The sequence below is a fragment of the Lysinibacillus sp. G4S2 genome (assembly GCF_030348505.1).
GTDB lineage: Bacteria > Bacillota > Bacilli > Bacillales_A > Planococcaceae > Lysinibacillus.
This window is the reverse complement of the sequence record NZ_JAUCFJ010000002.1, coordinates 3,992,013-4,017,893: the sequence shown is the minus strand read 5'-3', so window position 1 is coordinate 4,017,893 and position 25,881 is coordinate 3,992,013. Positions and strand designations below refer to the sequence as shown.

Annotated in this window: 30 protein-coding genes, 1 tRNA gene and 2 pseudogenes; 26 read left to right on the top strand and 7 right to left on the bottom strand. The window is 33.4% G+C overall.

The window, feature by feature from the left end:
- The first annotated feature begins 15 nt into the window (after window positions 1-15).
- The 9 genes from QUF91_RS20430 to QUF91_RS20390 all read left to right on the top strand — a co-directional run bounded on the left by QUF91_RS20430 (window position 16) and on the right by QUF91_RS20390 (window position 6,194).
- The gene (locus QUF91_RS20430) at window positions 16-237 is read left to right on the top strand and encodes a helix-turn-helix domain-containing protein (RefSeq protein ID WP_004226437.1); all 222 of its coding nucleotides are present in this window, start codon (window positions 16-18) and stop codon (window positions 235-237) included.
- A gap of 75 nt (window positions 238-312) precedes the next feature.
- Window positions 313-765 (top strand): MarR family winged helix-turn-helix transcriptional regulator, encoded by a 453-nt coding sequence (locus QUF91_RS20425; protein ID WP_285396007.1) that lies wholly within the window; start codon window positions 313-315, stop codon window positions 763-765.
- A 10-nt stretch (window positions 766-775) separates the two neighbouring features.
- A complete protein-coding gene (gene racE, locus QUF91_RS20420) occupies window positions 776-1,573 on the top strand; it encodes a glutamate racemase (RefSeq protein ID WP_289419187.1) in 798 nt (265 codons plus the stop codon).
- A gap of 131 nt (window positions 1,574-1,704) precedes the next feature.
- Window positions 1,705-2,454, top strand: coding sequence for a ribonuclease PH (rph, locus tag QUF91_RS20415; RefSeq protein ID WP_285396005.1), 750 nt, complete (start codon window positions 1,705-1,707; stop codon window positions 2,452-2,454).
- A 1-nt stretch (window position 2,455) separates the two neighbouring features.
- Window positions 2,456-3,049: an XTP/dITP diphosphatase gene (locus QUF91_RS20410; RefSeq protein WP_289419186.1), complete on the top strand. Its 594-nt coding sequence runs from the start codon at window positions 2,456-2,458 to the stop codon at window positions 3,047-3,049.
- 12 nt (window positions 3,050-3,061) lie between these two features.
- On the top strand, window positions 3,062-3,565 hold the full coding sequence (locus QUF91_RS20405; RefSeq protein WP_289419185.1) for a metallophosphoesterase: 504 nt from the start codon (window positions 3,062-3,064) through the stop codon (window positions 3,563-3,565).
- Window positions 3,566-3,695: 130 nt separating this feature from the next.
- Window positions 3,696-5,156 carry a protein adenylyltransferase SelO gene (locus tag QUF91_RS20400; RefSeq protein ID WP_289419184.1) on the top strand — a complete coding sequence of 487 codons (1,461 nt, stop codon included), beginning with the start codon at window positions 3,696-3,698 and terminating at the stop codon, window positions 5,154-5,156.
- 101 nt (window positions 5,157-5,257) lie between these two features.
- Entirely contained in the window at window positions 5,258-5,431 is a 174-nt protein-coding gene (locus tag QUF91_RS20395) for a DUF2639 domain-containing protein (RefSeq protein ID WP_285396001.1), read from the top strand.
- A 61-nt stretch (window positions 5,432-5,492) separates the two neighbouring features.
- Window positions 5,493-6,194: a YqjF family protein gene (locus QUF91_RS20390; RefSeq protein ID WP_289419183.1), complete on the top strand. Its 702-nt coding sequence runs from the start codon at window positions 5,493-5,495 to the stop codon at window positions 6,192-6,194.
- A 40-nt stretch (window positions 6,195-6,234) separates the two neighbouring features.
- Here QUF91_RS20390 and QUF91_RS20385 read toward each other — a convergent pair whose 3' ends face one another.
- Window positions 6,235-6,900, bottom strand: a complete 666-nt coding sequence (locus QUF91_RS20385) for a hypothetical protein (protein ID WP_285395999.1) — start codon at window positions 6,898-6,900, stop codon at window positions 6,235-6,237.
- Window positions 6,901-6,978: 78 nt separating this feature from the next.
- Window positions 6,979-7,615 (bottom strand): annotated as a pseudogene (locus QUF91_RS20380) (SDR family NAD(P)-dependent oxidoreductase).
- A 221-nt stretch (window positions 7,616-7,836) separates the two neighbouring features.
- On the opposite strand from QUF91_RS20380, the gene QUF91_RS20375 reads away from it, so the two are divergent.
- Window positions 7,837-7,910: transfer RNA gene (locus QUF91_RS20375), tRNA-Arg, on the top strand.
- A gap of 117 nt (window positions 7,911-8,027) precedes the next feature.
- Window positions 8,028-8,993: a tyrosine-type recombinase/integrase gene (locus QUF91_RS20370; protein ID WP_289419182.1), complete on the top strand. Its 966-nt coding sequence runs from the start codon at window positions 8,028-8,030 to the stop codon at window positions 8,991-8,993.
- Between the two features lie 756 nt (window positions 8,994-9,749).
- Here QUF91_RS20370 and QUF91_RS20365 read toward each other — a convergent pair.
- A complete protein-coding gene (locus QUF91_RS20365) occupies window positions 9,750-10,058 on the bottom strand; it encodes a hypothetical protein (protein WP_289419181.1) in 309 nt (102 codons plus the stop codon).
- Between the two features lie 158 nt (window positions 10,059-10,216).
- Here QUF91_RS20365 and QUF91_RS20360 point away from each other — a divergent pair, with 158 nt between their 5' ends.
- From QUF91_RS20360 to QUF91_RS20350, 3 genes are all read left to right on the top strand, one after another.
- Window positions 10,217-10,510, top strand: coding sequence for a YjcQ family protein (locus QUF91_RS20360; RefSeq protein ID WP_289419180.1), 294 nt, complete (start codon window positions 10,217-10,219; stop codon window positions 10,508-10,510).
- Window positions 10,511-10,588: 78 nt separating this feature from the next.
- Window positions 10,589-11,149, top strand: coding sequence for a hypothetical protein (locus QUF91_RS20355; RefSeq protein WP_289419179.1), 561 nt, complete (start codon window positions 10,589-10,591; stop codon window positions 11,147-11,149).
- 212 nt (window positions 11,150-11,361) lie between these two features.
- Window positions 11,362-12,306: a hypothetical protein gene (locus QUF91_RS20350; protein ID WP_289419178.1), complete on the top strand. Its 945-nt coding sequence runs from the start codon at window positions 11,362-11,364 to the stop codon at window positions 12,304-12,306.
- Window positions 12,307-12,424: 118 nt separating this feature from the next.
- Here the strand turns inward: QUF91_RS20350 and QUF91_RS20345 are convergent, their stop codons facing one another.
- A complete protein-coding gene (locus QUF91_RS20345; RefSeq protein WP_289419177.1) occupies window positions 12,425-13,702 on the bottom strand; it encodes a hypothetical protein in 1,278 nt (425 codons plus the stop codon).
- Between the two features lie 744 nt (window positions 13,703-14,446).
- Window positions 14,447-15,005, bottom strand: a pseudogene (locus tag QUF91_RS20340) (recombinase family protein).
- 233 nt (window positions 15,006-15,238) lie between these two features.
- Between QUF91_RS20340 and QUF91_RS20335 the strand changes: the two are divergent.
- The 11 genes from QUF91_RS20335 to QUF91_RS20285 all read left to right on the top strand — a co-directional run bounded on the left by QUF91_RS20335 (window position 15,239) and on the right by QUF91_RS20285 (window position 22,994).
- On the top strand, window positions 15,239-15,454 hold the full coding sequence (locus QUF91_RS20335) for a hypothetical protein (protein ID WP_289419176.1): 216 nt from the start codon (window positions 15,239-15,241) through the stop codon (window positions 15,452-15,454).
- Between the two features lie 726 nt (window positions 15,455-16,180).
- Complete coding sequence (locus QUF91_RS20330; protein WP_289419175.1) at window positions 16,181-16,405, top strand: helix-turn-helix domain-containing protein; 225 nt, start codon at window positions 16,181-16,183, stop codon at window positions 16,403-16,405.
- A gap of 3 nt (window positions 16,406-16,408) precedes the next feature.
- Window positions 16,409-16,870, top strand: a complete 462-nt coding sequence (locus tag QUF91_RS20325; protein WP_289419174.1) for a hypothetical protein — start codon at window positions 16,409-16,411, stop codon at window positions 16,868-16,870.
- A gap of 15 nt (window positions 16,871-16,885) precedes the next feature.
- The gene (locus QUF91_RS20320; protein WP_289419173.1) at window positions 16,886-17,389 is read left to right on the top strand and encodes a hypothetical protein; all 504 of its coding nucleotides are present in this window, start codon (window positions 16,886-16,888) and stop codon (window positions 17,387-17,389) included.
- 15 nt (window positions 17,390-17,404) lie between these two features.
- Complete coding sequence (locus QUF91_RS20315; protein ID WP_289419172.1) at window positions 17,405-17,671, top strand: hypothetical protein; 267 nt, start codon at window positions 17,405-17,407, stop codon at window positions 17,669-17,671.
- A 5-nt stretch (window positions 17,672-17,676) separates the two neighbouring features.
- On the top strand, window positions 17,677-18,330 hold the full coding sequence (locus QUF91_RS20310) for a hypothetical protein (protein WP_289419171.1): 654 nt from the start codon (window positions 17,677-17,679) through the stop codon (window positions 18,328-18,330).
- A gap of 258 nt (window positions 18,331-18,588) precedes the next feature.
- Entirely contained in the window at window positions 18,589-19,008 is a 420-nt protein-coding gene (locus tag QUF91_RS20305; RefSeq protein WP_289419170.1) for a hypothetical protein, read from the top strand.
- Window positions 19,009-19,011: 3 nt separating this feature from the next.
- Window positions 19,012-19,644: a toll/interleukin-1 receptor domain-containing protein gene (locus QUF91_RS20300; RefSeq protein ID WP_289419169.1), complete on the top strand. Its 633-nt coding sequence runs from the start codon at window positions 19,012-19,014 to the stop codon at window positions 19,642-19,644.
- Between the two features lie 104 nt (window positions 19,645-19,748).
- The gene (locus QUF91_RS20295; protein ID WP_289419168.1) at window positions 19,749-20,774 is read left to right on the top strand and encodes a hypothetical protein; all 1,026 of its coding nucleotides are present in this window, start codon (window positions 19,749-19,751) and stop codon (window positions 20,772-20,774) included.
- 569 nt (window positions 20,775-21,343) lie between these two features.
- Window positions 21,344-21,967, top strand: coding sequence for a hypothetical protein (locus tag QUF91_RS20290; RefSeq protein ID WP_289419167.1), 624 nt, complete (start codon window positions 21,344-21,346; stop codon window positions 21,965-21,967).
- Between the two features lie 271 nt (window positions 21,968-22,238).
- Window positions 22,239-22,994, top strand: a complete 756-nt coding sequence (locus tag QUF91_RS20285; RefSeq protein WP_289419166.1) for a hypothetical protein — start codon at window positions 22,239-22,241, stop codon at window positions 22,992-22,994.
- Window positions 22,995-23,581: 587 nt separating this feature from the next.
- Here QUF91_RS20285 and QUF91_RS28190 read toward each other — a convergent pair.
- Entirely contained in the window at window positions 23,582-23,677 is a 96-nt protein-coding gene (locus tag QUF91_RS28190; protein WP_230875005.1) for a putative holin-like toxin, read from the bottom strand.
- Between the two features lie 329 nt (window positions 23,678-24,006).
- On the opposite strand from QUF91_RS28190, the gene QUF91_RS20280 reads away from it, so the two are divergent.
- Window positions 24,007-24,777: a hypothetical protein gene (locus QUF91_RS20280; protein ID WP_289419165.1), complete on the top strand. Its 771-nt coding sequence runs from the start codon at window positions 24,007-24,009 to the stop codon at window positions 24,775-24,777.
- A gap of 509 nt (window positions 24,778-25,286) precedes the next feature.
- On the opposite strand, the gene QUF91_RS20275 is transcribed toward QUF91_RS20280, so the two are convergent.
- Window positions 25,287-25,667 carry a DUF3888 domain-containing protein gene (locus tag QUF91_RS20275; protein WP_289419164.1) on the bottom strand — a complete coding sequence of 127 codons (381 nt, stop codon included), beginning with the start codon at window positions 25,665-25,667 and terminating at the stop codon, window positions 25,287-25,289.
- Window positions 25,668-25,881: the final 214 nt, after the last annotated feature.

Sequence of the window (25,881 nt, the reverse complement as noted above, 5' to 3'; positions counted from 1 at the left end):
AGGGTGTAACTGAAAATGAATGGCTCTCATCATCGTTCTCTTTTAACGAACCGAGAACGTGAAATATTTGCGCTTTTATTAGCTGAAAAAACAACGAGGGATATTGCAGAGCAACTTGGTATTAGTGAAAAAACAGTGCGAAATCACATTTCCAATACAATTCAAAAGTTAGGTGTAACAAATCGATCTCAAGCGTTAATTGAGCTGTTACGCTTAGAAGAATTCAAATTAGACTAAATGGACACTTGCTATTTTAGAAAAAAAACGACAAAATAGAACTATTCAACGTATTTTTAGGAGTGAAATAGTTATATGTCGGATGAAGTAACAAAGCACTCACCTGAAACCGTTGCAACGGTTGAAAAGGAATTACGCTATATAGCGGCGATTGTGAAACAAAAAGGAAGAGAAATTGTTTCACAATATATGATTACGCCGCCACAGTTTGTTGCATTACAGTGGTTAGAAGAGCTTGGAGATATAACAATTGGCGACTTGTCAAACCGATTATACTTAGCTTTTAGTACAACAACAGATTTAGTGGACCGAATGGAGAAAAATGAATTAGTCAAGCGTGTGCGTGACGAAAATGATCGTCGTGTCGTTGTTGTTCATCTTCTCGAAAAGGGCGAACGTATTATTCAAGAAGTAATTGAAAAAAGACAGCAATATTTGCAAGAGAAGCTTGTTGGTTTTAACGAACAAGAAGTCGCTCAATTATCAAGCTATTTAGAAAAACTACATGTACACATGAAACAGGATTGAGGCGGAAAGTATGAATGCCCCGATAGGCGTTATTGACTCAGGAGTAGGCGGTTTAACCGTAGCAAAAGAAATAATGAAGCGATTACCAAACGAAACGATCTATTATATTGGTGATACAGCAAGATGTCCGTATGGTCCGAGAACTCGTCAGGAAGTACGAAATTTCACTTGGCAAATGGCAAAAGCACTAGAGAAAATGAATATCAAAATGCTCGTCATTGCTTGTAATACAGCGACTGCAGTAGCACTCGAAAGTTTACAAAGAAATATGCCTTTTCCGGTACTAGGCGTTATTAATGCTGGCGCACGTGCAGCTGTAAAGAAAACGAAGCGACATGAAGTCGTTGTGCTTGCAACAGAAGGAACAATTAAAAGTGGGGCGTATGAGGAAGCATTACTGTCATTGAATACGTCAACACATATTATTCCACTAGCATGTCCAACATTCGTACCACTTGTAGAAAGTGGCGAATATAAAGGTGAATTTGCAAATAAATTAATTGAAGAAGGCTTAAAGCCGTTGAAAAATGAACAATTTGATACAGTCATATTAGGATGTACGCATTATCCAATATTACAAAAACAAATTGAAACTGTTGTCGGAGAAGAAGTTTTTGTACTATCTTCCGCAGAGGAAACAGCGAAGGATGTTCAAGAAATGCTTGCGTATAATGGCACTTTGGCTGACCCAGATGCAGTACCTGCTCATAAATTTTATGCAACTGGTTCTGTTCCAATTTTCCGTTCGATTGCTGAAAATTGGCTTGAGCAAGGTACTCTTAATATAAAACGTATTACATTAAAATAAAAAATCAGCTTAGCAATGGTGCTAGGCTGATTTTTGCCGTTTTTAGCATTTTACATAACGGACCATGCACTTTTTTGAAGGTTAAAATTATGGTAAGATGAGGGCGCGAAAGTTTTTAGGAGGAAAAAATGATGACAAGATTTGATGGAAGAAATGTAGATGCACTGCGTCCTGTGAAAATAGATAGTGAGTATCTATTACACCCAGAAGGCTCAGTTTTAATTCAAGTAGGCAATACAAAAGTAATTTGTACAGCAACGATTGAGGATAAGGTTCCTGGGTTTTTACGTGGACAAGGCAAAGGTTGGATTACTGCAGAGTACTCGATGCTACCTCGTGCAACAGCACAGCGTACAGCGCGCGAATCATCTCGTGGCAAAGTCAATGGCCGTACAATGGAAATCCAACGTTTAATTGGGCGTGCATTACGTGCTGTCGTTGACCTAGAAGCACTTGGTGAGCGTACTGTATGGATTGATTGTGATGTGATTCAAGCAGATGGAGGCACACGTACAGCCTCAATTACAGGAGCATTTGTAGCGATGACACAAGCAATTGCCAAACTTGCAGAAGAAAAACAACTAGTAAAATTCCCAGTGACAGATTATTTAGCTGCAACAAGTGTTGGTATTGTAGAGGATCAAGGGGCAGTTTTAGACTTAAACTACGTTGAAGATGTCGCTGCTGCCGTAGATATGAATATCGTTATGACAGGAGCAGGTCAATTTGTTGAACTACAAGGGACAGGCGAAGAAGCAACGTTTTCTCGTGAAGAATTAAATGAACTGCTGGCGTTAGGTGAAAAGGGCATTCAACAATTGATTGCACTTCAAAAAGAGACATTAGGTGAATTGGCTAACAAAGTGGGAGGAAATGAATAACATGAATCAAGTAGTGATTGCCACTAAAAATAAAGGAAAAGCAAAAGATTTCGAAGCATTATTTGGTCCACTTGGCTATGAAGTAGTAACGATGTTTGATGTTGCATCAGAAATGGAAATAGAAGAAACAGGCACTACCTTTGAGGAAAATGCAATCATAAAGGCAGAAACTTTGGCAAAAGAGCTACGCACAATTGTTATTGCTGATGATAGTGGCTTAGCTGTTGACGCATTAAATGGTGAGCCTGGTGTTTATTCTGCACGTTATGCTGGTGACCATGATGATGAAGCAAACATGGTTAAGCTATTAGAAAACCTAAAAAATGTCGAAGATGAAAAGCGTACAGCACGCTTCTGCTGTTGCATTGCTATTGCTGGCCCTGATTTTGAAACGACAACAGTTTTTGGTACTTGTGAAGGTGTCATTGCACACGAAAAACGTGGTACAAATGGATTTGGTTATGATCCTGTCTTCTTCGTACCAAGCTTAAATCGTATGATGGCTGAACTAACAGCCGAAGAAAAGGGAGCAATTTCCCATCGTGGGAATGCGATTCGTAAGTTGAAGGAACAATTGCCGAATCTTATAAAATAAGAGGTGATATCCATGCAAATACTGGTCATGAGTGATACACATGGCGATAGTAATGTGATTGAAAAAGTTCGTGACTTTTACCCAAATGTCGATACTTTCATTCATTGTGGAGATAGTGAGCTTCCATTCTCACATAAAGCACTAGATGGCATGAAGAAAGTACGAGGAAATTGTGATATCGATCAAGCCTTTCCGGATGAAGCAGTATTCGATATAGGGAACGTAACAGTCTTTCTAACACATGGTCATTTATTCAATGTTAAAACTTCAATCTTGTCATTATCATATCGTGCCAAAGAGGTAGACGCACAAATTGCATGTTTTGGTCACTCTCATATTCTTGGTGCTGAAATGATTGAGGATGTGTTATTTTTAAATCCGGGGAGCTTATTAAAACCACGTGGTCGTAAAGAAAAAAGCTTTGCCCTTGTCGAGATTGAAGATACGTATTTTGAAGTAAAGTTCATTACGAATGATAATAATTGTATTTCCACTCACAAGTTTATACGGAAATGATGGAACAAAAACGCTTAAGTTTTAATAAACTCAAAGCGTTTTTGTTTTATAAGGGCTAAATGGAAAAAATGGCTATGAATTGTTTATGATGAAGAAGAAAAAATAACTGTAAACGAACAAAGGAGAAAACATGGACAATACAATAGGATGGAATTTTGATAATAGCTATACTCGCCTACCAAGCATTTTTTATACATCACTCACTTTAAATCCAGTTCGCTCACCAAAATTAATAATGGTTAATGAGCCGGTCGCACAGTCACTTGGATTGAACATCGATGCTTTGCAAAACGAAGAAGCGGTCGCGATTTTTGCAGGTAACAATTGCCCAACTGGTGGCACACCCATTGCACAAGCTTATGCTGGGCATCAATTTGGTCATTTTAATATGCTTGGAGATGGAAGAGCATTGTTATTAGGTGAACAAATAACACCAAATCATGAACGATTTGATATTGCACTTAAAGGCTCAGGGAGAACGCCTTATTCCCGAGGTGGAGATGGCAGAGCAGCACTTGGCCCAATGCTGCGAGAATATATTATAAGTGAAGCTATGTATGCACTCGGCATTCCGACCACTCGAAGTCTAGCTGTCGTGACTACAGGCGAAACGATCCTCCGTGAAACCGAGCTTCCTGGTGCAGTTTTAACTCGTATTGCTAGCAGTCATTTGAGAGTCGGAACTTTCCAATATGCTGCAAACTGGGGAACTGAGGAGGAGCTCAAAGCTTTGGCAGATTATGCTTTGGTACGTCATTTTTCCAATGCTGATGAAGCCCCAAATCGTTATCTTTACCTACTTCAGGAAGTCATGAAAAAGCAAGCATCTCTCATTGCAAAATGGCAGCTAGTTGGTTTTATTCATGGTGTCATGAACACAGATAATATGGCCATTAGTGGTGAGACAATTGATTACGGTCCATGCGCTTTCATGGATATCTATGATCCAGCGACAGTATTTAGCTCGATTGATCGACAAGGTCGTTATGCTTATGTTAACCAGCCTAATATTGGAGCGTGGAATTTGACACGATTTGCTGAATCATTATTACCGTTAATCCATGAAAATCAAGAAGATGCCATAAACCTAGCTCAAGACGCATTACAACAATATTCTCAGTTGTATTATGCCAATTGGTTAGCAGGTATGCGGGCAAAACTTGGACTATTTAACGAAGAAGATCAGGACGAAGTATTAATTGAAGAGCTTCTAAAGTTAATGCAGCAGTATCAGGCAGACTATACGAATACATTTATCGCATTAACCTTCGATAAATTAGATGAATCAAAGTTATTTAGTACAAAAGAATTTAAAGAATGGCATCAGAACTGGCTTGCAAGACGTGAAAGACAACAGGAAACAACAGACATGTCTCAACAACTAATGCGTGATCATAATCCAGCAGTAATTCCACGAAATCACCGTGTGGAAGAAGCATTAGAGGCTGCTGTTGAACAGGGAGACTACAGTGTAATGGAACGATTACTGAATGCCCTTGCGCATCCTTTTGCACATACGAAGGAGCAACAGGAGTATGCAACATTGCCAACTCTGTCTAATCAACCATATCGTACTTTTTGTGGCACATAAGTTAAAAACGAGGGATAAATTCCTTCGTTTTTTTTATGCAATAAGCCGTAACCACACAAAACTCCTGAGCATACGCTATGTATGAATATAAGTGAAGGAGAATGTGTAAAGTGCATAAGTATTCAAAAGGTTGGTTTGTTAAGCAACTTCGAGATCATGGAATTTTAGTTCATCCTCAATTTAAAAGTCATTTAGGCAATTATAAAGAATCCGAATTACGCAATTTATATTACCGATATGTTGAAAAAGAAACGTTCGATTCAGAACAAAAATAGTCATTATAGTTTGAATAACTCCTTTGTAGGAAAGAATTTTACTACAGAAGGGAGTTATTTTATGTGGAGCAAACCGTGGATTATGACGCAAATATGGCAAGATGTGGTGTTTCTACATTGGCCAATATCACCTAATGAGATAGAGCCGTACATCCCTCAAGAATTGCAACTGGATCTCTATAATAATAAAGCTTGGCTTAGTGTTGTCCTTTTTAAAGTAAAAGGACAACGCCTGAGATTTCTACCACCATTTCCTGGGATGGATTCCTATTTACAGCTTAATGTCCGCACATATGTTACATATAACGGCATGAAAGGTATCTATTTTTTTAACTTAGATGTTACGAATCGTTTTATTGTACAAATAGCTACAAAGGGCAGTCTATCATATCGACATTCAAAAATATCTTTAAAACAAAGAGGTAACAATTTTTCTTTTACAAGTTTATATCATGGAGCACTGGATGAAAGATTGCAGATTTCCTATCAACCGATTTCTAGTGCAATAATTAGTTCTACCTTAGAAAAATGGTTAGTGGAACGTTATCATTCTTGGTCAACATGGAAAAATTCCTTATTACGCATAGATATAAGCCATATGCCATGGCAGTTGCAACGTGTTAGCATTAACATTACAAGCAATACACTAGCTCCTTTTGTGAAAGAAACGATACAAGGAATTCATCCAATAGCTCATTATTCTAAGAATAAAAAGGCTAGAATTTTTTCACCAATATTGGAAATGAAAAACCAGCTCCGTTAACAAAATAACTTTGTCAAAAGTGCTGGTTTTATTAATAGCATTAATAAAAAAGATAACAAAATTGCATCACAATGGCACTAGCAATCATATCCGACATAGCAAGTGCCTCTGCCTCAATGACATCAAAAATTTGTACATCTGCTTGATAGTTTTTCTGAATCATTGTCTCGGCTTCCTTTTTTGTTAAAGCTAAATGAGTATAGAACATTTTTTGCACTGCCTCTACACTCAAGTATGGATTTATTTGATTCAAAAATATTGCAATTTCGTCAGCATTACGATACCATTCCTTTTCTTTTGCCTCTGCTGTTGCTGCATCCCCTTTAGCAGCTGCAGTCACTAACTGGGCTGCAAGAATAAGATGTTCTTTAATCAGTTCAGCATAACGATCAGCAATTTGGTCACCGTAAAATGGACGTAGACAATTGCCTAAGTCCGTCGCATTTCGTAGCAATCGTTCCTGCACAAACGGTAAGTCAGGTAAGCCAAAAACAATACTTATAATCGTCATCCTCGTCCAATTGACGTGCTCCATCCATAATAAACGATTCATTGCCATAAAATCAGCTTCAGCTTTACTAATACAGCGCCGATTATCGTTCGAAGGTTTCAAAAAATGGCGAATCGGTGCAGTATATTGAGTGTTAGGGGCATTATAGAACGCACTTAAAGGATTTCCATAATTTCCGTATTGATAGGGGAACAATGTAAACCACTCCTTCTAATATTCTTTCTAATGTAGAATACTCTGAGGTGCTTCCAGATATGAAAGAAGTGAATCTAATTATTCTTCATACATTATTTTCTTCGTCATCCTACCATCGACAGTTAGATTAATGCCAGTGACAAAATAATTCGTTGGGCTTGCTAAGTATAAATAAGCTTGTGCAATGTCTTCAGGCACGCCTATATGCCCCAATAAATGCTTCTCGTGATCAATGTGACGAAGCTGTTCATAATCACCTGTTTCAATCCAACCAGGTGAAATACAATTAACGGTAATATTATCTGGACCTACGATCGTACTAAAGCATGTATTAATGCGACAATCCCACCTTTTGTTGCTGCATAGGCTTCGGAATGGGGCTCTGACATCTCAGTGCGTGTACATTCATTAAATTTGTTTGAATCAAATCATTTCATTCATCCAAAGTTACGTCGTAAAGAGATTTATGTTGAAATTTCCCTGCATTATTTATTAAAATATGGATAGTACCAAAATGATCAACTGCTTTTTGCATTAATGAGACAATGTCTTGTTCTTTCGTAATAACTGTTTGAACAAAAAAACAGAATAACCTTGCTCCAATAATTCTTTATTTATACTGGCAATTACAACATTGGCACGCATATGCAAGTACAATGCCTTTGCCAATCCCTAGAGTACCACCAGTTACGGCTACTACTTCATCTTTAAACATTTTAGGATCTTCCAGTTTTTTGTTTTTGATTATTTTAGTAAAAAATCTGTTATGATTAGCAAAAGTAGTTTTGAGAAATGGCATAAAGGGAAATGTGAAATCATATAATTTTAATGATGAGGCAAACCTTGCCTTCATAGTAAAATTAATGTTGACATTATGCTTTAAAGCACATATAATAAATATTGTCCTTAATATAGTTTATATAGAGATGACATCATGTCTCAGTAGCTCAGCAGGATAGAGCAACGGCCTTCTAAGCCGTCGGTCGGGGGTTCGAATCCCTCCTGGGACGTCCATTTTTTAACGTTATACTTAGAGAAATAAGCACTTTCGCTTATGATTCAATGTTACAGTACTCGGTCAGTCGAGTTTCTGTACTAATGAATTGTAGGTGGAGGTGCTTTTTTCTTTGACCAAAAAGAAAGGGATATTTGATATCCAAATTGAACAACCGTTAATTCAGGTTAAAAAGCGAAAAGAAAAACGTAATGATATGACAATTGAACAAGCATTGTCAGTAATTCTAAAGCAACTTGAAGTTAGTGGTTGTCGTGAAAGAACGTTGTATGACTATCGTACAATCGTTCATTACTTTATCAGAGATACAAATGTTGTGTATCTGATAGATATAACTAGCGATGTAATTTATTCTTGGCTGGAACAGATGAACGTCAAAAATACAACTAAATTAACACGTTTAAAGTGTTTCAAAGCATTTCTGGGACGTTGTTTTGATAATGGATGGTTCACGAATAAGTTTTGGCGGTCAGTAAATATAAAAGTGGATACTGAAATTAAAGAAGGTGCAACAGATGAAGATGTGAATTTACTTTTGTCTGTTCTTGACTATACAAAATTTCTTGATTTAAGGAATGCCACTGCAATTTTATTGATGTATCGTTGTGGATTAAGGATTGGAACTATTGCACGAATGAAAGAAAAACATGTTGATTTTGTTAATCAAAGACTACAACTTGACGGAGAAGTCATGAAGAATCATAAAGGATTAATTTTACCTTTAGATGAACAAATGTCTGTTCTACTGCAAATTATGATGAAGCAGAATGATCTGATAAGAGATGAATACAAAGAAGTTAATGATAACTTGTTTATCACGATTAAAGGAAAGCCAACAACCAATTCCGTTACGTCTAATTCAATTCAAAAGCAACTTAGAAATTACACAGTTAAGTACGGAATTAAAAATATAAATCCACATGCATTAAGACGTGGATTCGCAAAAAACTTATATGCGAAGTCCAATGATTTGTTATTGGTTTCAAAAGCACTAGGACACAATGATTTGTCTGTAACGACCAAATATCTACATACTGAATTAACTGATGTATCAGATAAATTAAGAAATTATCTTTAACAATTTTAAATGACAATGAGTAACAAAAATAAAAAAGCCACCTACTCGCAATAGGTGACTAATAGTAAATCGAACTCACGTTCACTGACAATAAACTTAATACGATATACCTTATCTTGCCTTAATTTTATCGAAAAAAATTGAGATTAGCAAGGCTTATTAAGTGCACACTTTTTAGGTATATCCAACGTGGAAAGCCAACTAATACGTTGTAAATCAAACCTTGATAGGTTATGACTTAGCCGATGCAATAATTAAGTCTAGGACACAAATAATAGTATCCTTGTTTGCTATTGTGTCTGAATGGTGCTGACAACCATTAAAGGTCAGGTGTGGAAGGTCTGATTAGTTACGGCTATGCAGAATACATAATACATTGTAATTGTTGCCGAGTTTCTCACAACAGTAGAATAAGCATTTACGATACACGCAGAAGGCATGTAGACGGATTACAAGACGTTTCAGGGGCAGAAGTAGAAACTATGTGTATTGATTTGAAAGAATCACATTTAACAAGGGCATATATACGGATTACCTCAAAATGACGGATTCATGAAAATACATATAAGCAAGTGGCTGTCTATATTTCAGATTCTATTAATTTAGTTTCTGAAATGTAGGCAGTCATTTTTGCACCAAGCCGTTGTCCTCAATTCTGGCTTCATGTTGTGGGAAACACTGAAATAATGCAAGTAAACATGAAGAAATAAATAAAAAAGAGAACCACCATTATTGGTAGATTCCCTTTTCGGCAACTTAATTTATTGAAAGATGAAATTTATCATCACTATCTAAATTTTCCACTGGAAGTTCATGTAGTAAGTATCTAATATAGCTGAATAAAATAGGTTCGACTTCATGAGTTATTTTATATTCTAAGCCTAAAAAACCAAGATGAAGGATGAATTTCAATTTGATCTTGTTGAAGAACGCAATTTCATCTTTTTTACATGTGTAGCGTAATTCTTTAATTTCACTTACTTTAATTCCATCTAAAGATTTGAAAGCCACTTCTTGTATTAATTCCATGTGTGTATCCAGTTGTATGTTTAATTCTTTTTTCATTTTAATATCCACCTTTTTATTGTTTTATTTTGTCTTACAGACCTATAACAACACTAGGTGAAACATCAGACATAATTCTTAGTATGGAATATTTCACCATAATTAAAGGGTTTGTATCACATTATGTCGAATTATTATTTGAAAGGTGAGTGTAGAAGATGAATAGAAAGAAGTTAATTTACAGTATCTTAAAGGAATTGGAACAAGGAAATGAACCGAAAAAAATGGATTATGATTTGGATTTTGAACAGTGGGGGGAAATCGCTGTACTAATTAAGGATGAAGGGTATGCTAAAAGTATTGGGGTACAATATGCTGATAATACTGTTTATTATGTAAGCTTTGGTTCTGCAAAGATAACAATGAAAGGAATTGAATTTTTAGAAGAAAATAATGCTTGGTCAAAAACTTATAAGGGAATAAAAGAAATTCGCGATTGGCTGAAGCTATAAATTAATTTTGGTTCGTATTCCTACACTGTAACTGGAATGGAAGTGTAGATGAAATTTAAGAACGGTGGTGTGTAAAGTATGCCAAATTGTGAGTGGGGTAAACCATGTACTTGTATTGATTGTCGAACCAAAATCTTCAGTATTCCTTGCAATTCTTGCGGTTTTGATACAACAGTTTCTTATGAAATGAGTCCTGATGGAGGTAATACCGATAGAAAAGGAATCTTTAGTTATGACTTTCAGGAACGAATAGATAAATCATCTGAAATAGACTGCTATAAATGTGGTCATCATATGACTGGTGTTTCATACTATGAAAAGATAGAAGAACGTCGAAATGAAATGAAATTGAATGAAAAAGCATGTGCGGAATGTGGAATAAGAAAATCTGAATCAATAAGCATAATTCAATATAGAGAATGGAAAAATGAAATATTATGTTTGTGTTGTCTAGAAAAGAAATTAATAGTTGAATTACCAAATCCGTCTACGGATGATGAGAAATTTAAGTTAGATGTAAAATCAATGAAATATGTATTGGACAAGGTTATGATCCCTTGTATAACTTGTGGTAGGAAACGTTGGTTAAAAGCTGATAATCAGTGGAAGAAACAGTGCGTTAATTGTTATAAGAAATAATTGTAATTACTTTTAGTGGCACAAAGGAAATTTTGTACATAGTTCTGTACCGACTTTGTTTTAAGGTGTAATTAAGCAATAAACAATACGCTTCAGGTAACCCAGAAGACCACTAGGTAAATTTAAATAGATTAGTGGTCACTTTATTAGCTTTTCTTTAATTGGTAGCTGATAATGATTATAAGCCACTCTAATTGAAAGGTAGTGTTCAAATGGGAAAGAAAAAGCATAAATGCACATGTAGACCGCAAAACCCTAATATTGAAAAGCGAGAAGTCTTCTTCAAATTGTACTTTAATCCGTACATCAAAGATTCATATACTCGCATATATGATGTACTGCTAGAAACCTACAATCGTACGTATGATGCAATGTATAAAGATGTGAAGGAAAACCCTAAAAAGATTGCTGATTTATATTTAATTGAAGCTAATGAAACCATTCCAAACAATTACAATCACGAATACGATGATGGTAGCGAATACTATGAACAAATTGAAGGTTATGTAGCTGACCGTATGCAAGAACAATCACTTATGCACTATCAATTTGTTCTAATGTCATTAAGCAATCTTTATCAGGTATTTGAACAGCAGTTGCGAAAGTGGTTGTTTGAAGAAATGACACATCATCATAACGAATACATAAATCAAATTAAATTCACTTTAGACAAGGAAGAAGATTATGGTGAGTTTTATAGTCAATTTGGGGCTTTACGGAATGTTCTGCAAGAAATGAAACTAACCTTTACTATGCCTACGAAAGAAATTTCTGAATGGGATGATTTGTTTGGCGTTATAGAGGACAGTGGGATTGAAGTACCTATCGTGGAAACGGAAATATGGGAAACAATTCGTGAATGTAATCTAATATCGAATACGTTTAAGCATGGTAGTGGAACATCGGCGAAGGCATTACACAAGATACACCCTGAATACTTTGAAACAGCAACTACGGCTAAACTTATGAACTTGTATCGTACGACCAATATGAAAGAGGTATTAAGTGTCGATAAAATATCATTTGAAAAGTATGTAACTGCAATGAAAACATTTTGGGAAAAGCTAAAGGTACACCAAAATGGTTCAGTTAAACTAGAAATCGATATTTCATCAGAATTAGAAACACAAGAAAAAGAATCAATAACAAGTGAATGATTGACCGAACTTCAACTATTTTTTTATTACATAGTGAAACAATTCAATTAGAAAAGTCGATTCCTTAAAATACTGGGAAACGACTTTTTTTGTTTATAAATATCATGTTGGTTAAACATCACCATTCGCTTTCTAAATAATCTTTAAGAAGAGTTCTCATACGCTTTGATGGGATATACAGGTTTATTGGCTTGCCGTCCCTTATCTGGCTTCTCCAAATCCACTGAATAAGTTCAGATAGTGCACACATATCTTCATTCACTTCAACACCTTTGGAAATAAAGAACTTCTTTTCATAGGGATTCATAAAGCGATTTACTGTATATGCAAGTGATTCTTTTTCTTTAAATGCATTAGTAGCACGTGCATTACAAGCAATAAATCCTTTTGTGTATCCTTTTCCTTTTAGCTTTGGCACGTAAGCTTTGTAGCATGTCCACATATTTAATTCTGTAGGTGTTTTAACATTGTTTTTGAAGTATGTGGTGATATTCTTTTGCAACTTTTCAATTAGGTGTTTGTTCTGTTTTTTACCGGACCAAGACTTTGAAAAAGCAGTCTTATCATCACCAATATTATTCAATTTACCTTCATAAATGTTTATCAGCGATTTAATAGCCGTTTTATCATACGGTTCTTTGTTTTTATGGTTTATCAGAGTATATTCACCAGTTGGTAGCTTCTGAACAGCTTTATAACTGTATTCAAGGTTATACATATCGTAATAGTATTTTTGTTGTTGGCACTGAAAGAGATACGTCATAACATATACTTCCTTGAATGCTTTAAATACTGAAATAGGGAATGTCCAAAACAGCACTTTGTTTTCAAAGAAGTACAAATTTTCTGATTCTGCAAGTGTTTTAATATCTTTATAGCGTGTATCTTGATATTTGCCTTCTCTATTCCAACTTATCAATCCAGTATCTTTATCTACTTTAACCATCCCACTATCATACAACCACTGAAAATCATCTTTAAGTAACTTACATTCTTCAACAACCTCCATTGCTTCATCAAGAATTAAGGTATAGTTCCCAGCTTTTATTAGATCAATTAGTTCTTCATCTGCTTTCTGAAATAAAGCATGTGTTGATGCAATGTCACGGTCATTTACAATCAGTTCCTTCAGATTGATAAATTTACCTTTGTTTTTCCCTTTTGGTACTGGTGTTGCAAATTTTCTATTAGTTACACCTTCTTTAACACGTTGTGTTTCTGATAATAATGGTGTGATATATAGAAAATTCTTATCTGGATCAGCTTCATTCATAAATTGAATTGACCAACTTGTTTTACCAGCACCCATAATACTATCAACAATGTGTACTGGTGTTTGTTGCGTATGTTCTGATTGTTCCTTTGTGTAATGTGTTTCTTGTACTAATTTCTGCATGTAAATCATCCTTTCTTATTGTCTTACATGCCTAAAACAAGAAAAGGTTCAGATGCAGACATTGAAACAGAACGATACTACAAATGAATAAGAACATCAAAAGTTCTTAATTTCTTCAGAAACGTTGATATATCAAGGGTTGTAGCGTTCATCCTTAAAGGAAGATATACAAAAAGTGATTATTTTTTCACGGCTTCTTAACTAAATATTTCATCGTAATGAGTAAAGCAAAGAACGCTTTACATGATTAAAAATATACCAGCTTCATTACTGAAATATTGCTGAAGAAGGTGCAATTGTTCAGCATAATAGCAGAAAGATATTTATTTGTTTTTATCATCTTGGAAGGGGTGCTTTTCCCCTGACAAGAATCTTTTGATCTTGAACTATTACTGATATATCAGCATTTAACCGTTATGGTAAATGTCATGTTCATGTCATGTTGTAGCTGATAAAGGTGGATGTATCAATGCTTTACACGGTGTTTTAAATGTCATGGTGTGGGTGTAGCTGGTATTTATCAGTGGTGTGCGGTTATGAAGGGGGTTATCTGTTCACAATTTAGACACACTTTATAGAACTGGTGGGGAATTGATGAAAAGTACATGAAATGGACTGTTCACGTGGAAAAGAAAATGTGTGTAAAGGGAATACACTCGGCAGTTTTAATTGATTATTAATATTCAACTTCATTTTTACTTTTTTATTGAACTAACATAATCCATAAAAAAAGAAACCAGTTTATTAAACTAGTCCCTTCTGCTTTTTCTTATGACGTTGTAATGTGCTTTTGCTTATACCCGTCATTGCTTCAACTTGTGTATATGAATTAGTTTCTAATAGCTTTAAAGCGTGTTTAATATGTTTATCTTCAAACTTGTTCGGTCTACCTTCCTTAAAGTCAGGGTTCTGTTTAGCAACTGCTTTCCCTTCTTGTGTACGTTCTACAATCATGTTTCTTTCAAGTTCAGCAACTGCTAATAAAGTAGTTAGAAAGAAACGTCCCATTGAAGTATCTTCTAATAGTCCAACATTCAGCACATGAACCTTTACACCTTTTGCAAATAACATTTCTATAACTTCAATACCTTCTTTTGTGTTACGTGCTAACGTCTAATTTAGTGACTACAAGCGTATCACCTTCAGATAAGACTGAAAGCAGTTCCTGAAATTGTGGTCTATCTGTTTTCGTACCAGTAAACTTTTCTGAACGGATCACTTCGCAACCTTCAGCTTTTAAAGTTTGTAATTGCGTTTCTAAATCTTGGTTTAATGTTGATACACGTGCATATCCATATTTCATTTATATATCAATCCATTTCTATGTATAATTCAGTAATCACTTATGACTATTAGTTATGAACAAAGCCGATGTGTTGATATTACTATACTTTATAATCATGGTCAATATTGTTAAGTTATGAACACGTTAAAGATATTTGAACAAGTAATGAATAGGTGCTGGTGCTTTTTCAGTGGGTACTGCATCCATTATTTATATGGGGGTACTGCTTACAATTTATAGGGTGGGTACTGGTGTACATAAAAAGGTGGGATATACAAATTTATGGGGGTGGTATGTTAGCACGCTATACAGATGAACCTGAAGCTTCTGATGCTGATGCAGTAAAGAAGAACATGATGCAGTACCACTTGAAAGCATTGCTTCTTTATGTGTTGTTTAAAGCTTCTTCTTCAGTGTGTATTGAATGGATGGAAGAACATGATGCAATTGAACCTGAAAGGAATTGAAGAAGGTTGAAAAGATTGTGTGCAGTGTGAAGGATGTACAGAACCAACTGAAGCAACTGATGAAAGCAATTGAATTAATTTGTTTGTGAATCATCTTCAGCAACTTACATAATGATTTATTATTTTTATTTGAATATTATTATTCAAGAAATGGAAGCACCTCCCCAATGGCGGGATGGGGTGTCTGTTGTCGTGGGGTTAGCCAGTAATATATCTGAACACAAATTTTACCCTTCAGGAAGATTCAGGATGCTTCAGCTTTTCAGCTACTCATTAAAAATATTTAAATAAGCTGAACCGTGATTGCCCGATACTTGTTTAAAATGTTTTAGTTAGTTCCGTGTAAATTTCTTTAACATAACAAATAACCAATATAACTATATCCATAAATATTATTAATGGGGGTATCTGCTATTTTCAGATTTAAAATAGTGATCGCTGCTTAAATAAAATTGCAGAAAAATTTTAATGATTGTAGTACTTCATTCTTATTTCAAGAACCTATATATAGAAAAGTTTATAGGTTGAAATGATACATACCTGAAGCTTTTCAGCAAATTGTTTTTCCATCAAAAATCAATTGCAGTATACAACCAATGTAGAACCATTTTACACAGTCAAAAGGATGCAGAGTGTAAATAATAAATTAGGTGCTTCTTCTGAAGCATCTTTTTTTATGCTTACTAATTCTTATTTCAAGAACCTGGAATCAAGGAAGTGAGAACAATGAACAAAGAACTTATCAAGCATTTACGAAGTATCACAAACCTATCACAAGAAGAACTTGCTGAACGTGTGGGGAAACATCAATCGCTTATTTCCAAAATTGAACTTGGAACTGCTGAACTAACACCACAAACACAAAAAGCAATATTAAATGTATTTGCTGAAGAAGGTGTGGGTGGTCTTGAAATAGCAGTATTAAATTCAGTTATTAATAAAGGGGTGTAACCAGTGGTAAATATGGAAGCAATAAAACCAAACAAAGCACACAAACCAAGTCCAGCCAAACAAATGAAAGTTATCAAGCAGAACTTGAAGCACATTAAAGCAACAATTAAAGCCGGTACGCTTCAGGAACAGAAAGCAAGTACTTCACTATTAGTTGCAGAAGTAACTGCACAAGTCAAAGAAGCTACTTTTAAATATTCAACTGAATATGTTTTAGACAAACAACAATATCATTTTACCGCTTATGCAAGTTTTGCACGTAAAGCAAAAGCAAAGCTTCTTTCTGATATTCAGGAATTGCAAGGGGAACTGAATAAACCAGTTACCAATGAAAATAGATGTGTATTGATTTTGAACAATTTGCTGGAATCAAATCTACACACTATCAAGGTTCAGAACTATATGGACCAGTGGAAAAACACCACAACCATTAAAGTTAAACAGAAAGATTTACTCGTTAAATAAAGGGGATGTATGACAATGGCAATGAAAAGAACAATGCAGAAAGTAGAAGGGTTAGTAAATGAAATTAAACCACCAGCTTCTTTATCAGCACAACAAGTGGAAATTGCAAAGAAGATTGTGAATGTAAAGATGATGGGAAATTTTATTGTACAAGATTTTTGTACTGCAAATTCCATCTCGACGAAATCTTATTATTCGTGGCATGAAAAACCTGATTTTAATGACTATATAGGTAAATTACAAAATGCAGTTATACCAGTTAATGAAGCTATGGCTTATCAAGAATTAAAAAAGCACTTGCTGAAGATTCCGTATAAACCCAATCCAACACCAAAAGAAGTCGATCTCTTCATGGACGTATTTTCTTACGCAGTTGAAGCTGATAAACGTCAACGAATGGATGCACTTGGTTTATCGGATACAAACAGAACAACCACTGTGGTAAATGTGGAACAAAGAAAAGCAAGTCTAATGGCAAGATTGACTGCACCAGTTGGCATTAACAAAAAGAAAAACTAAAGGGGATGTTGAATAATGTACGAATTACCAAAATTACAAATTGAACTATCAAAAGAAGGACAAGCAATTCAGAAACGAATTGAAGAACGTGTTGAACCACTTAAAAATATTTCAGCTTACTATGATGAAGTACGAAAGCTAGAAAAAGAAGCACGTGCAAAAGCTGAAGCTGAAGAAATTAAAAACCTTCCGCCAGTACCACTAACATCTGAACAACATATGGCAAAACTTACTGAAGCAATTGCAAAGCTTACTGAAAAACTTGAAGGGAAAGGGGAATAATTACTATGAAGATGTTAAAAAAGCTGAATGGACTATTAGATAAAGTGGATAATACAGAAGCTTCCTACATGAAAGCACTCGAAACTAAAGAAAATGAAATTCTTGAACTTTCTTTTGATCTTAAAGCTAAAGCTGATATGCTGAAAGAACTTCACAAGGAAACTTTGAAGGGTTCTATTTCAAAAGAAACATATGAAGCTGAACGTGTGGAAGTTGAAAAGCTTCAAGCAACACTAGCAGATATGCAAAAAGAAGTACAATTGATTCAGGAATATAAAACAGAAGATGTTCAAGCGGTTCTTGCAGAACTTGAAGCTGAAAGCCGAAATATTTCAGCGAGTAAAAACAAGGAAATGGAAGCAATACAGTTGGAACTATTACAAGCAAAACTTTCATATCTTGAAAAGCTTCGAGAAGCACGTACAAAATATGATGAATTAGTAAACCCAGCAAGGAAGCTTGATGAACTTAAAATAAAGCTTGGTATGAAGAAATATAGTTATGTAAGTGGTGCTGATACCTTAAACATGATTAGTATTGGTGAAGCAAGTTATGAACCTTTACGAGTTGAACAGAAAGAGGTATATGATGCTTTGGCTTATGGTCGTATTCCTGAAAGATTGGAAATGGCTGTTGAGAAATTAAAAAATAAAAAATAAACATACTGAATGCACTGATTACAGTTCCTTTATTGGTTCTGTTTTCAGTGCATTTTTTTTGTTGTTATTAAGTGGGTAATTATTTTGGAAAACTAATTTAATATAACATAACATTTATTAACATATTGATTTATAATTAACTACAATAGGGAAAATTTTGGAGAGTTAATGTACACAAATGTATGTGTAGAAAATAGGGATAATGTACTGTATAAACTCTTAAAAATAATTATATATGTAAGGAGAGTGAAAAATGAAGTGGAAGAATTTTTAACATCCCCGTTTTTTTATAATTTTTTAGTTCCTTTCCTAGGTACCTTATTTATAATTTTTGTAAAAATAGTCAGTAAAAATGATTCAGACTTAAGAAAGATTAAAAGAGAAGATTTTGCTGTAGGAATAGACTTAGCCGTTGTATCAATTACATACTATGCTGTGGAAACAGCTAAAACATTGTCCATATCTGCAAAGAATAATGTGGAAAATATTTTTCATACGGTATCTATGAATGTATGGATAATTTTAATTTTGTTTATAAGCTTGTGGATTATTTCTACATTTATTCGTTTTTGGGGATGGGATGAAGAAAAAAATTTAAGATATTTTTGGGGAATTATTATCCCTAATATTTATGGTACGCTTTGTTTAATTTTTGTAGTAATGCTGATAGGAGGGTAAAAGGTGAAAAACAAACAAAGTAAATTTTTAATGTTATTAACTATTCAAATTATTTTATTAGCTTTTTTAGTTTTTCAGCTAACGGATTACCTACCGGAGATGCAAAAATCGTTTAATAATATATTTTACGATTATGATATATGGTTAAGTATTTTAGGATCTGTATGTTCAGCATTCGTGGTATTGATTATGATGCAAATAGTTCTAAAAAATAAAAAAAGAACAAGGAAACCTAGAGTTTTTATTAGTTACGCACATAAAGACAAAGAAATGATTAATAAAATTAAAGGTAAACTATTTAGATTGGATATTAAAGTGATAGAAAATATTGAAATTGGAGAAATAATAGAAGAAAGGCTAATAGATATAATCGAACAGTGTGATTACTTTGTAGTGTTTTACAGTAAAGATTATGCAGAATCTGCATTTTGTAAAATTGAATTAGAACACATTATACAAAGTGGAAAAAGAATAATTCCTTTAATATACACTGAAGATATGAAGGATGAAATTGAAGTTAATAGTTATTTAAATAAATTATTGTATCTCAGAGTTAGTAAAGATAATTTTGATCTTATGCTTTTAGAATTATTAAAAGTTATAAATAGATTTTATATTAAAGATGTAAATAATTGATTTATAATGAGAGACTTTTATTTTGTGTTCTCTCCTTTCTGATATATTACAAATATATAAGGTGATAAATTTTATAACTTTAGTAGAGAGTTGGTGAACACGTTTTGAAATATTGTATTTATTTAAAAAAAGGTGAACCTGAAGTTAACTTTCTTTCTGAAGAACATATCTTTCCAGCTGGTATTGGTGGAATTCGAAAATTACCAATAGAATATGTTAGTCATGATTGTAATAATAAATTTTCCATAATGGAACAAACTTTTATGAGAGAGTCGGTAATTGCCATACCACGACAATTTTATGGACCTGGAAAAAGAGGAAACTTAAATCCTAAAAATGCTACGAAATCTGAAGTATCTGTTATTACAGATAATGAAAATGATGTTCAACTAGGATATATCAGTCTAGGTAAGCCATATAAAATAATGCAAATGAAATGGAATAAGAATGGTAGTTGTCGGTTTAGTACTAATCCTAGATTAGGAGACGCACACTTACAATTAGAAACATTTTTAATTAATATGAAAAATTTCACAGGGAAATTTAAGAAGCGTAAAACACCTTTGTTGGATGAAAACCAAATTATTTTGGGTTTACATAATAACATGTGGTATGTTGCTTACAATGATGAAAAAATTATTTCTGAATTAGCTGTTTTTATTAGTAAAGTTCTTGAACAAAAACCATTTGAAACACAAGAATTTCAATATCAACAAAATCAAATATCGGTTCATAGTACCACAGTTGTTGACGACAGTTATTACCGAGTGTGTGCTAAAATAATTTTTAACTATTTAGCTTTTATAAAAGGACAAGAATTTGTACTGAATAATTGTTTCGATAAACTGCGTGAATGGATTGTTAAGGGTGGCGAACAAAACTTAGTACAAATAGTTGATAAAGGAATTGTTGAAGAGTTAGAATTTCCAGATCAGTCACATAGTTTGTTTATTACTAAAGTACAGAATAACTTAGTAGGCTATATTTCATTTTATGGGAATGCATTTAAAAACTTAATATTATTAAGTGATGAATTTTTTGAAAGTTTTTGGGTTGAAGGATTTATTTGTGATTGGAAAAACAGAGAGGAATATGATTTTTTACAATATCTCAATGAGATTAGGGAATAAAAACATTATTCTAACTTTTATTATTATGTGGGAATTTAAGGAATTCCATATTAATTGGTTTCTTTAATTTTATTCCCTTTAATGATTGTAGAAATAATACTGTTATACTATAATATTAATAACTCGGTCACAGTTCGAGAATTGTAATATAGAATTACTCAAAAATATAACGTTTTATAAAATAAAATTTAACTAGGTCGGGGGTTCGAATCCCTCCTGGGACGTCAATAAAAGCCTTACAGCCACAACGGTTGTAAGGCTTTTTATTTTTATGCATGAATGTATAATTCACTAATTGGTGCCCGAGAGGTGCCCAAATTAAAATTTTTGATAAATAGTGTGATTGGATCTATCTTCAATTCACTGGAACTAGTAGATGTGTATAGGATTATTTATAAACGAAATTTAGGTGTAATATTTTCTTTTGATTATAGTTATTTGGCTTTATTTAGATTACATTTTTTTGAATTTGATTTGTGCTATATGACACTGAAAATGATTATTTTGTATTGAGCGAAATTTCCTAATTATGATACCATATAGATTAATACATATTTGGAGGAATTATTATGGAAAAGAGTAATATAAAGTTATTATTATTACTAAGTTTATTTTATGTTTTAATTTTATCAGCATGTAATCAGAAAGAAGAAAGTGTTGATAAATCAGGTGAGAATGAACAAGTAAAAGTAGAAACTTTAAATCAAGAGGAAAAAGAAAAAGTAGATACATCAAATCAAGAAGAAAAAGGAGAAACATCAAATCAAGATGATTTTGTTGAAAGTGTCGAGAAAATTTCCAATAATGAAGAGATTGCTGAAGACAATCATTTAAATACATCTTTGACATTGGTTTTAGAAGATGTTATTCCTAGAGACCCAAGTATTGATAATAATGTATATGGATATGAATTAAATTTTATTTTGAAATATATTAACCATACAGATAAAGACATTAAAGGATTTTTAGCAGAAACATATTTTTATGATATGTTTGGTGAATTAGTATACACATTAGATTTCAAATATGAGTGGGATGTTATTCCTGCAAATGGTTCTACAAACTTCAATACTGCTGTTGATTTAAATCAATCCAAAGATGCAGATATGCGTTTTTATAATTTGCCATTTGAGAATATGACATTTAAATACAAAATTAAATCAATAATCTTTACGGATGGAACAAGTATATAAACTGGTCAAAACTTTAAAAAGCGCGAGATATCAATTTTAGAAACGTTGATTACTCGCGCTTTTCTGATGTGAAATTTTTAAATTTTGCTTCGAAGATATACTTAAGTTTCTATTGAACTTATATTACGTTAACAAATTTACATATTTAGGTAATTGTGTTTAAATTTTAAATAGTAATATAAATAGAGTGGTAATCTTTTGTAAAAAAACGCAGCTTTTTAGTTGGTGAACCATTTATTGTTTTTCTGAAAAGCTGAGTAGGGGGAGAATAATGAAAAAGTTTATTATTATGTTACTAGCAGCATTTGTATTAGCAGTAGTTAATCCAACAATATCAGATGCGAAAGTGATGTATGATGGAGCAGAAGTTGTAAAAGAGCAAACAGGAAAAATGACCTTTAAAAAAGACATCAAGGTATACAAGAGAAATCCAAATGGTACGTTTGATTCATTAGTGGTCAAGCGAAATAACTTCTTTAAAACGTATGATATTGAAAAATATGATGGTAAAACATTTTACCAGATGGGGCAATATCGTGTACAAGCAACGGATTTGGTAGTTTTCAAAGAAGTACCAATAAAAATTCGTGCATCTTTCTATAACGACCCAACTTACCTTGTTATTAATCGTGATCATGTTAGTGACAACGGATATTACGGACAATACTTCAGCAAACTAGGTGTTTCTTTCTTGGATACAAATAATGGACAACTAATTTCATATTGCCAAAGTGATGGAGATGAGGGGCAATGGTGTGCTGAGTATCGAGGTACAGATATTAAGATCGCTGAGAAGATAAGAAGAGAAGAAGGCGTGCGTTATGAGCTAACTAAAGATATACAAGAGCAACTATCTCCAGTAGAATTTGCTGTTCGTACTGGAACAGTGCATTTAAAGGGAAGTACTTTTTTATCACTAGGCTATGAAATTAATGGTCATCTATATGTAGAAAATGGCTTGGAAGGAAATAACGCACGAGGTATTTGGGTTCCGGTGAAGTTTTTAAAGCCAATTGGAGATAAGTAATTAAAGATGTTGGAATAAAACTTCTCACCATTACGACTCAAGCAGGTAACTTCTTAAGTACGAAAAAACCAAGCACCCGGTTTATTTTTGTGAAAAAGCGAAGAAAGAAACTAACTTTGGTGATATACAAAGATGTTATCGTTTTGCTATCGTCAGTTTTGCATCATCTTTTGAGGCCTTCATTAACGCTCAAATAAAGTCGAAGCTAGAAGAAGATACGACTATTGTTAATAATGGAGCAAATATTTTGGATTTCCTTATTAATGGTTTTCAAAATATTAACGGAACCTAAGATATTTATTTTAATCCATTAAATAATCTTACACGTGTTCAAATGGCCGAAGTATTAATGCGATCTCTACGAATAATCGATTGGTATTAGATCAATTGGATGAACATATAGTAATGTACACCATTTGAAATTTGTAAATAATATGGTATACTTGACGTAAATAAAACAGATAATTAAAAGGACCGTACAGCGCTGCAACGCTTGTACAGTCCTCTAACAAAATAAATCGCTTCAAAGGCGATTGGCACCGAGAGAGTAAATCATCCCTAACCGGCCAAGGTATTAGTGGGGTGATTTACTTTTTTTTAGTAAAAGTAAATGACAATGAAAGAATCAACACAACTAATGAAGAAAAACTAATCATTATGGTCAATGTTTCGAATGTTGTCATCGACATCACCTCCTTTCCCTTTGCAAAAGCAAAGTAAGAGGATGTGCCGACCACCCTTGAAACCTTTATTTTGTATCCCTAATTATAACATTTTTATTTATTTTAAACAAAAACATAAGCCAATATCGTAATAAATAATATTTAATAAGGTGATGTATATGAGTGAAATTGATATTATTTCCATTCGAGCCGAAATTGCTCAACATCTTGATTTAATTAGACAAAATAATGTTTTTATTGTTCTTTAATCTTTAATAAAAAAACGCGGATTTTTGGTTGAAGAGCCAGTTATTGGATTGTTTTCTGAAAAGCTGAGTAGGGAGAGAATAATGAAAAAGTTTTTTATTATGTTACTAGCAGCATCAGTATTAGCAGTAGTTAATCCAACAATATCAGATGCGAAAGTGATGTATGATGGAGCAGAAGTTGTAAAAGAGCAAACAGGAAAAATGACCTTTAAAAAAGACATCAAGGTATACAAGAGAAATCCAAATGGTACGTTTGATTCATTAGTGGTCAAGCGAAATAACTTCTTTAAAACGTATGATATTGAAAAATATGATGGTAAAACATTCTATCAGATGGGGCAATATCGGGTACAAGCAACGGATTTAGTAGTATTCAAAGAAGTACCAATAAAAATTCGTGCATCTTTCTATCAAAATCCAACTTATCTTTATATTAATCGTGACCGAAATATTGACTTTATGAGATACGGAATATATTTCAATAAAGATGAAAAACTTAATGATGAAGCAGTCAAGATTTCTTTCTTAAATAACGGCCAAGTACTTTCTTATTGTTTTGCTGATGCAGATGTAAGAGAAATGTGTGTAGAATATCCTGGTACAGATATTAAAATAGCTGAAACGATAAAAAGAAAAGAAGGCGTGCGTTATGAGCTAACAGAGGATACACGAGCGCAACTTAGTCCATTAGAAGGATACGTTCGAGCTGATGATAACAGAATGTATTTAAAGGGAAGTGTTTTTTCATCGCTAGGTACTGAAATTAATGGTTATCTATATGTAAAGAATGAATCGGATTCGAAAGTTAGCTGGTTTCCAGTAGAATTATTAAAGCCAATTGGAAATAAGTAAGACTTTAAAGATATTGGAATAAAACTTCTCATCATTACGATTAACGTGGGAGAAGTACGAGTTTGAACGTAGTAAGACCTTATAAAATAGTGACAAAAATAACTAATTGTTCACGCATGTTTATTATCCAATTTCTTCCAATGAAAATTATGCAAAAAGAGAGATTCTCATGTAAAATGTTAGTTACCACACAAACAATTACGAAATGAGGAATCTCTCTTGAACTAGAATAACACGATTTTTACGCTTATTCAAAACTTTCTTTCAGAGGCAGAATGGCAATTAATCTTAAGCGAATTCGGTTATGTAGAAACAGCACGAAAATGTATGAAAATATAATGTCACACATTTTAATGAGAAAAACAGAGGATAGATGAACAGGATTAAAATACCTGTATTCATCTATCCTTTTTTGTACAACAAATGACCTCATTTACCACTACAGAATGTTTTCTGTTGTTCAACTAACGCCCCTGTTAGATGAATAAGGTAGAAAACTTTATAAGGACTTACTTTTGAATTTCTTTTACTGAAACCCCTTCTGTTGTTACATGAAAGGTTAATGTAATAGGACCTTCAGGTGGATTAAAAGGACCTGTATACGTATCATATTTTACTTTCACAGTAAAATCATACTGAGAATATCCTCCAGTTAGTCGTTTAATTTCTAATATTTCTGCATCCCAAAGTGCATAACTACGACTTGGATATTCCTTATTAATCACGTTTCTTGCATATGGGTCTAATAACACCAATAATACATCATAAAAATCGGAATGTATTTCTTCGGCACTGACATTCTCTGCTATCTGCGGTCTTTTCCAAGTTACATATAAAACAGTTGTTAAACTAATTAATAACAATAAAAATAATACTGATATCTTTTTCATCTAATCCCTACTTTTTAAAAAGTAGTATTTACTTTAGATAAAACAATATTCTTGTACTAAAATGTTTCGTTAATTTAATAAGAAAAAGGCTCTACTTCTTATTGGAGTAAAGCCTCCGTTAGTTAAAGAAGACTGCTTTAAACCAGAAGTAGCCTTTTCTAGTATAAATAATTTTTTAACAGTACATCTTTTTCAAACAGTACGATTTTATTTC

Bases quoted from the DNA above. Each gene is read 5' to 3' on its own strand.
- QUF91_RS20360 (WP_289419180.1), top strand. From the start codon at position 10,217: ATGAATAGAAAGAAGTTAATTTACAGTATCTTAAAGGAATTGGAACAA.
- QUF91_RS28190 (WP_230875005.1), bottom strand. From the start codon at position 23,677: ATGACAACATTCGAAACATTGACCATAATGATTAGTTTTTCTTCATTA.
- QUF91_RS20330 (WP_289419175.1), top strand. From the start codon at position 16,181: ATGAACAAAGAACTTATCAAGCATTTACGAAGTATCACAAACCTATCA.
- QUF91_RS20285 (WP_289419166.1), top strand. From the start codon at position 22,239: ATGAAAAAGTTTATTATTATGTTACTAGCAGCATTTGTATTAGCAGTA.
- QUF91_RS20350 (WP_289419178.1), top strand. From the start codon at position 11,362: ATGGGAAAGAAAAAGCATAAATGCACATGTAGACCGCAAAACCCTAAT.
- QUF91_RS20430 (WP_004226437.1), top strand. From the start codon at position 16: ATGAATGGCTCTCATCATCGTTCTCTTTTAACGAACCGAGAACGTGAA.
- QUF91_RS20400 (WP_289419184.1), top strand. From the start codon at position 3,696: ATGGACAATACAATAGGATGGAATTTTGATAATAGCTATACTCGCCTA.
- QUF91_RS20290 (WP_289419167.1), top strand. From the start codon at position 21,344: ATGGAAAAGAGTAATATAAAGTTATTATTATTACTAAGTTTATTTTAT.
- rph (WP_285396005.1), top strand. From the start codon at position 1,705: ATGACAAGATTTGATGGAAGAAATGTAGATGCACTGCGTCCTGTGAAA.
- QUF91_RS20320 (WP_289419173.1), top strand. From the start codon at position 16,886: ATGGCAATGAAAAGAACAATGCAGAAAGTAGAAGGGTTAGTAAATGAA.
- QUF91_RS20355 (WP_289419179.1), top strand. From the start codon at position 10,589: ATGCCAAATTGTGAGTGGGGTAAACCATGTACTTGTATTGATTGTCGA.
- QUF91_RS20395 (WP_285396001.1), top strand. From the start codon at position 5,258: ATGTGTAAAGTGCATAAGTATTCAAAAGGTTGGTTTGTTAAGCAACTT.
- QUF91_RS20405 (WP_289419185.1), top strand. From the start codon at position 3,062: ATGCAAATACTGGTCATGAGTGATACACATGGCGATAGTAATGTGATT.
- QUF91_RS20410 (WP_289419186.1), top strand. From the start codon at position 2,456: ATGAATCAAGTAGTGATTGCCACTAAAAATAAAGGAAAAGCAAAAGAT.
- QUF91_RS20315 (WP_289419172.1), top strand. From the start codon at position 17,405: ATGTACGAATTACCAAAATTACAAATTGAACTATCAAAAGAAGGACAA.
- QUF91_RS20365 (WP_289419181.1), bottom strand. From the start codon at position 10,058: ATGAAAAAAGAATTAAACATACAACTGGATACACACATGGAATTAATA.
- QUF91_RS20345 (WP_289419177.1), bottom strand. From the start codon at position 13,702: ATGCAGAAATTAGTACAAGAAACACATTACACAAAGGAACAATCAGAA.
- QUF91_RS20310 (WP_289419171.1), top strand. From the start codon at position 17,677: ATGAAGATGTTAAAAAAGCTGAATGGACTATTAGATAAAGTGGATAAT.
- racE (WP_289419187.1), top strand. From the start codon at position 776: ATGAATGCCCCGATAGGCGTTATTGACTCAGGAGTAGGCGGTTTAACC.
- QUF91_RS20275 (WP_289419164.1), bottom strand. From the start codon at position 25,667: ATGAAAAAGATATCAGTATTATTTTTATTGTTATTAATTAGTTTAACA.
- QUF91_RS20425 (WP_285396007.1), top strand. From the start codon at position 313: ATGTCGGATGAAGTAACAAAGCACTCACCTGAAACCGTTGCAACGGTT.
- QUF91_RS20390 (WP_289419183.1), top strand. From the start codon at position 5,493: ATGTGGAGCAAACCGTGGATTATGACGCAAATATGGCAAGATGTGGTG.
- QUF91_RS20280 (WP_289419165.1), top strand. From the start codon at position 24,007: ATGAAAAAGTTTTTTATTATGTTACTAGCAGCATCAGTATTAGCAGTA.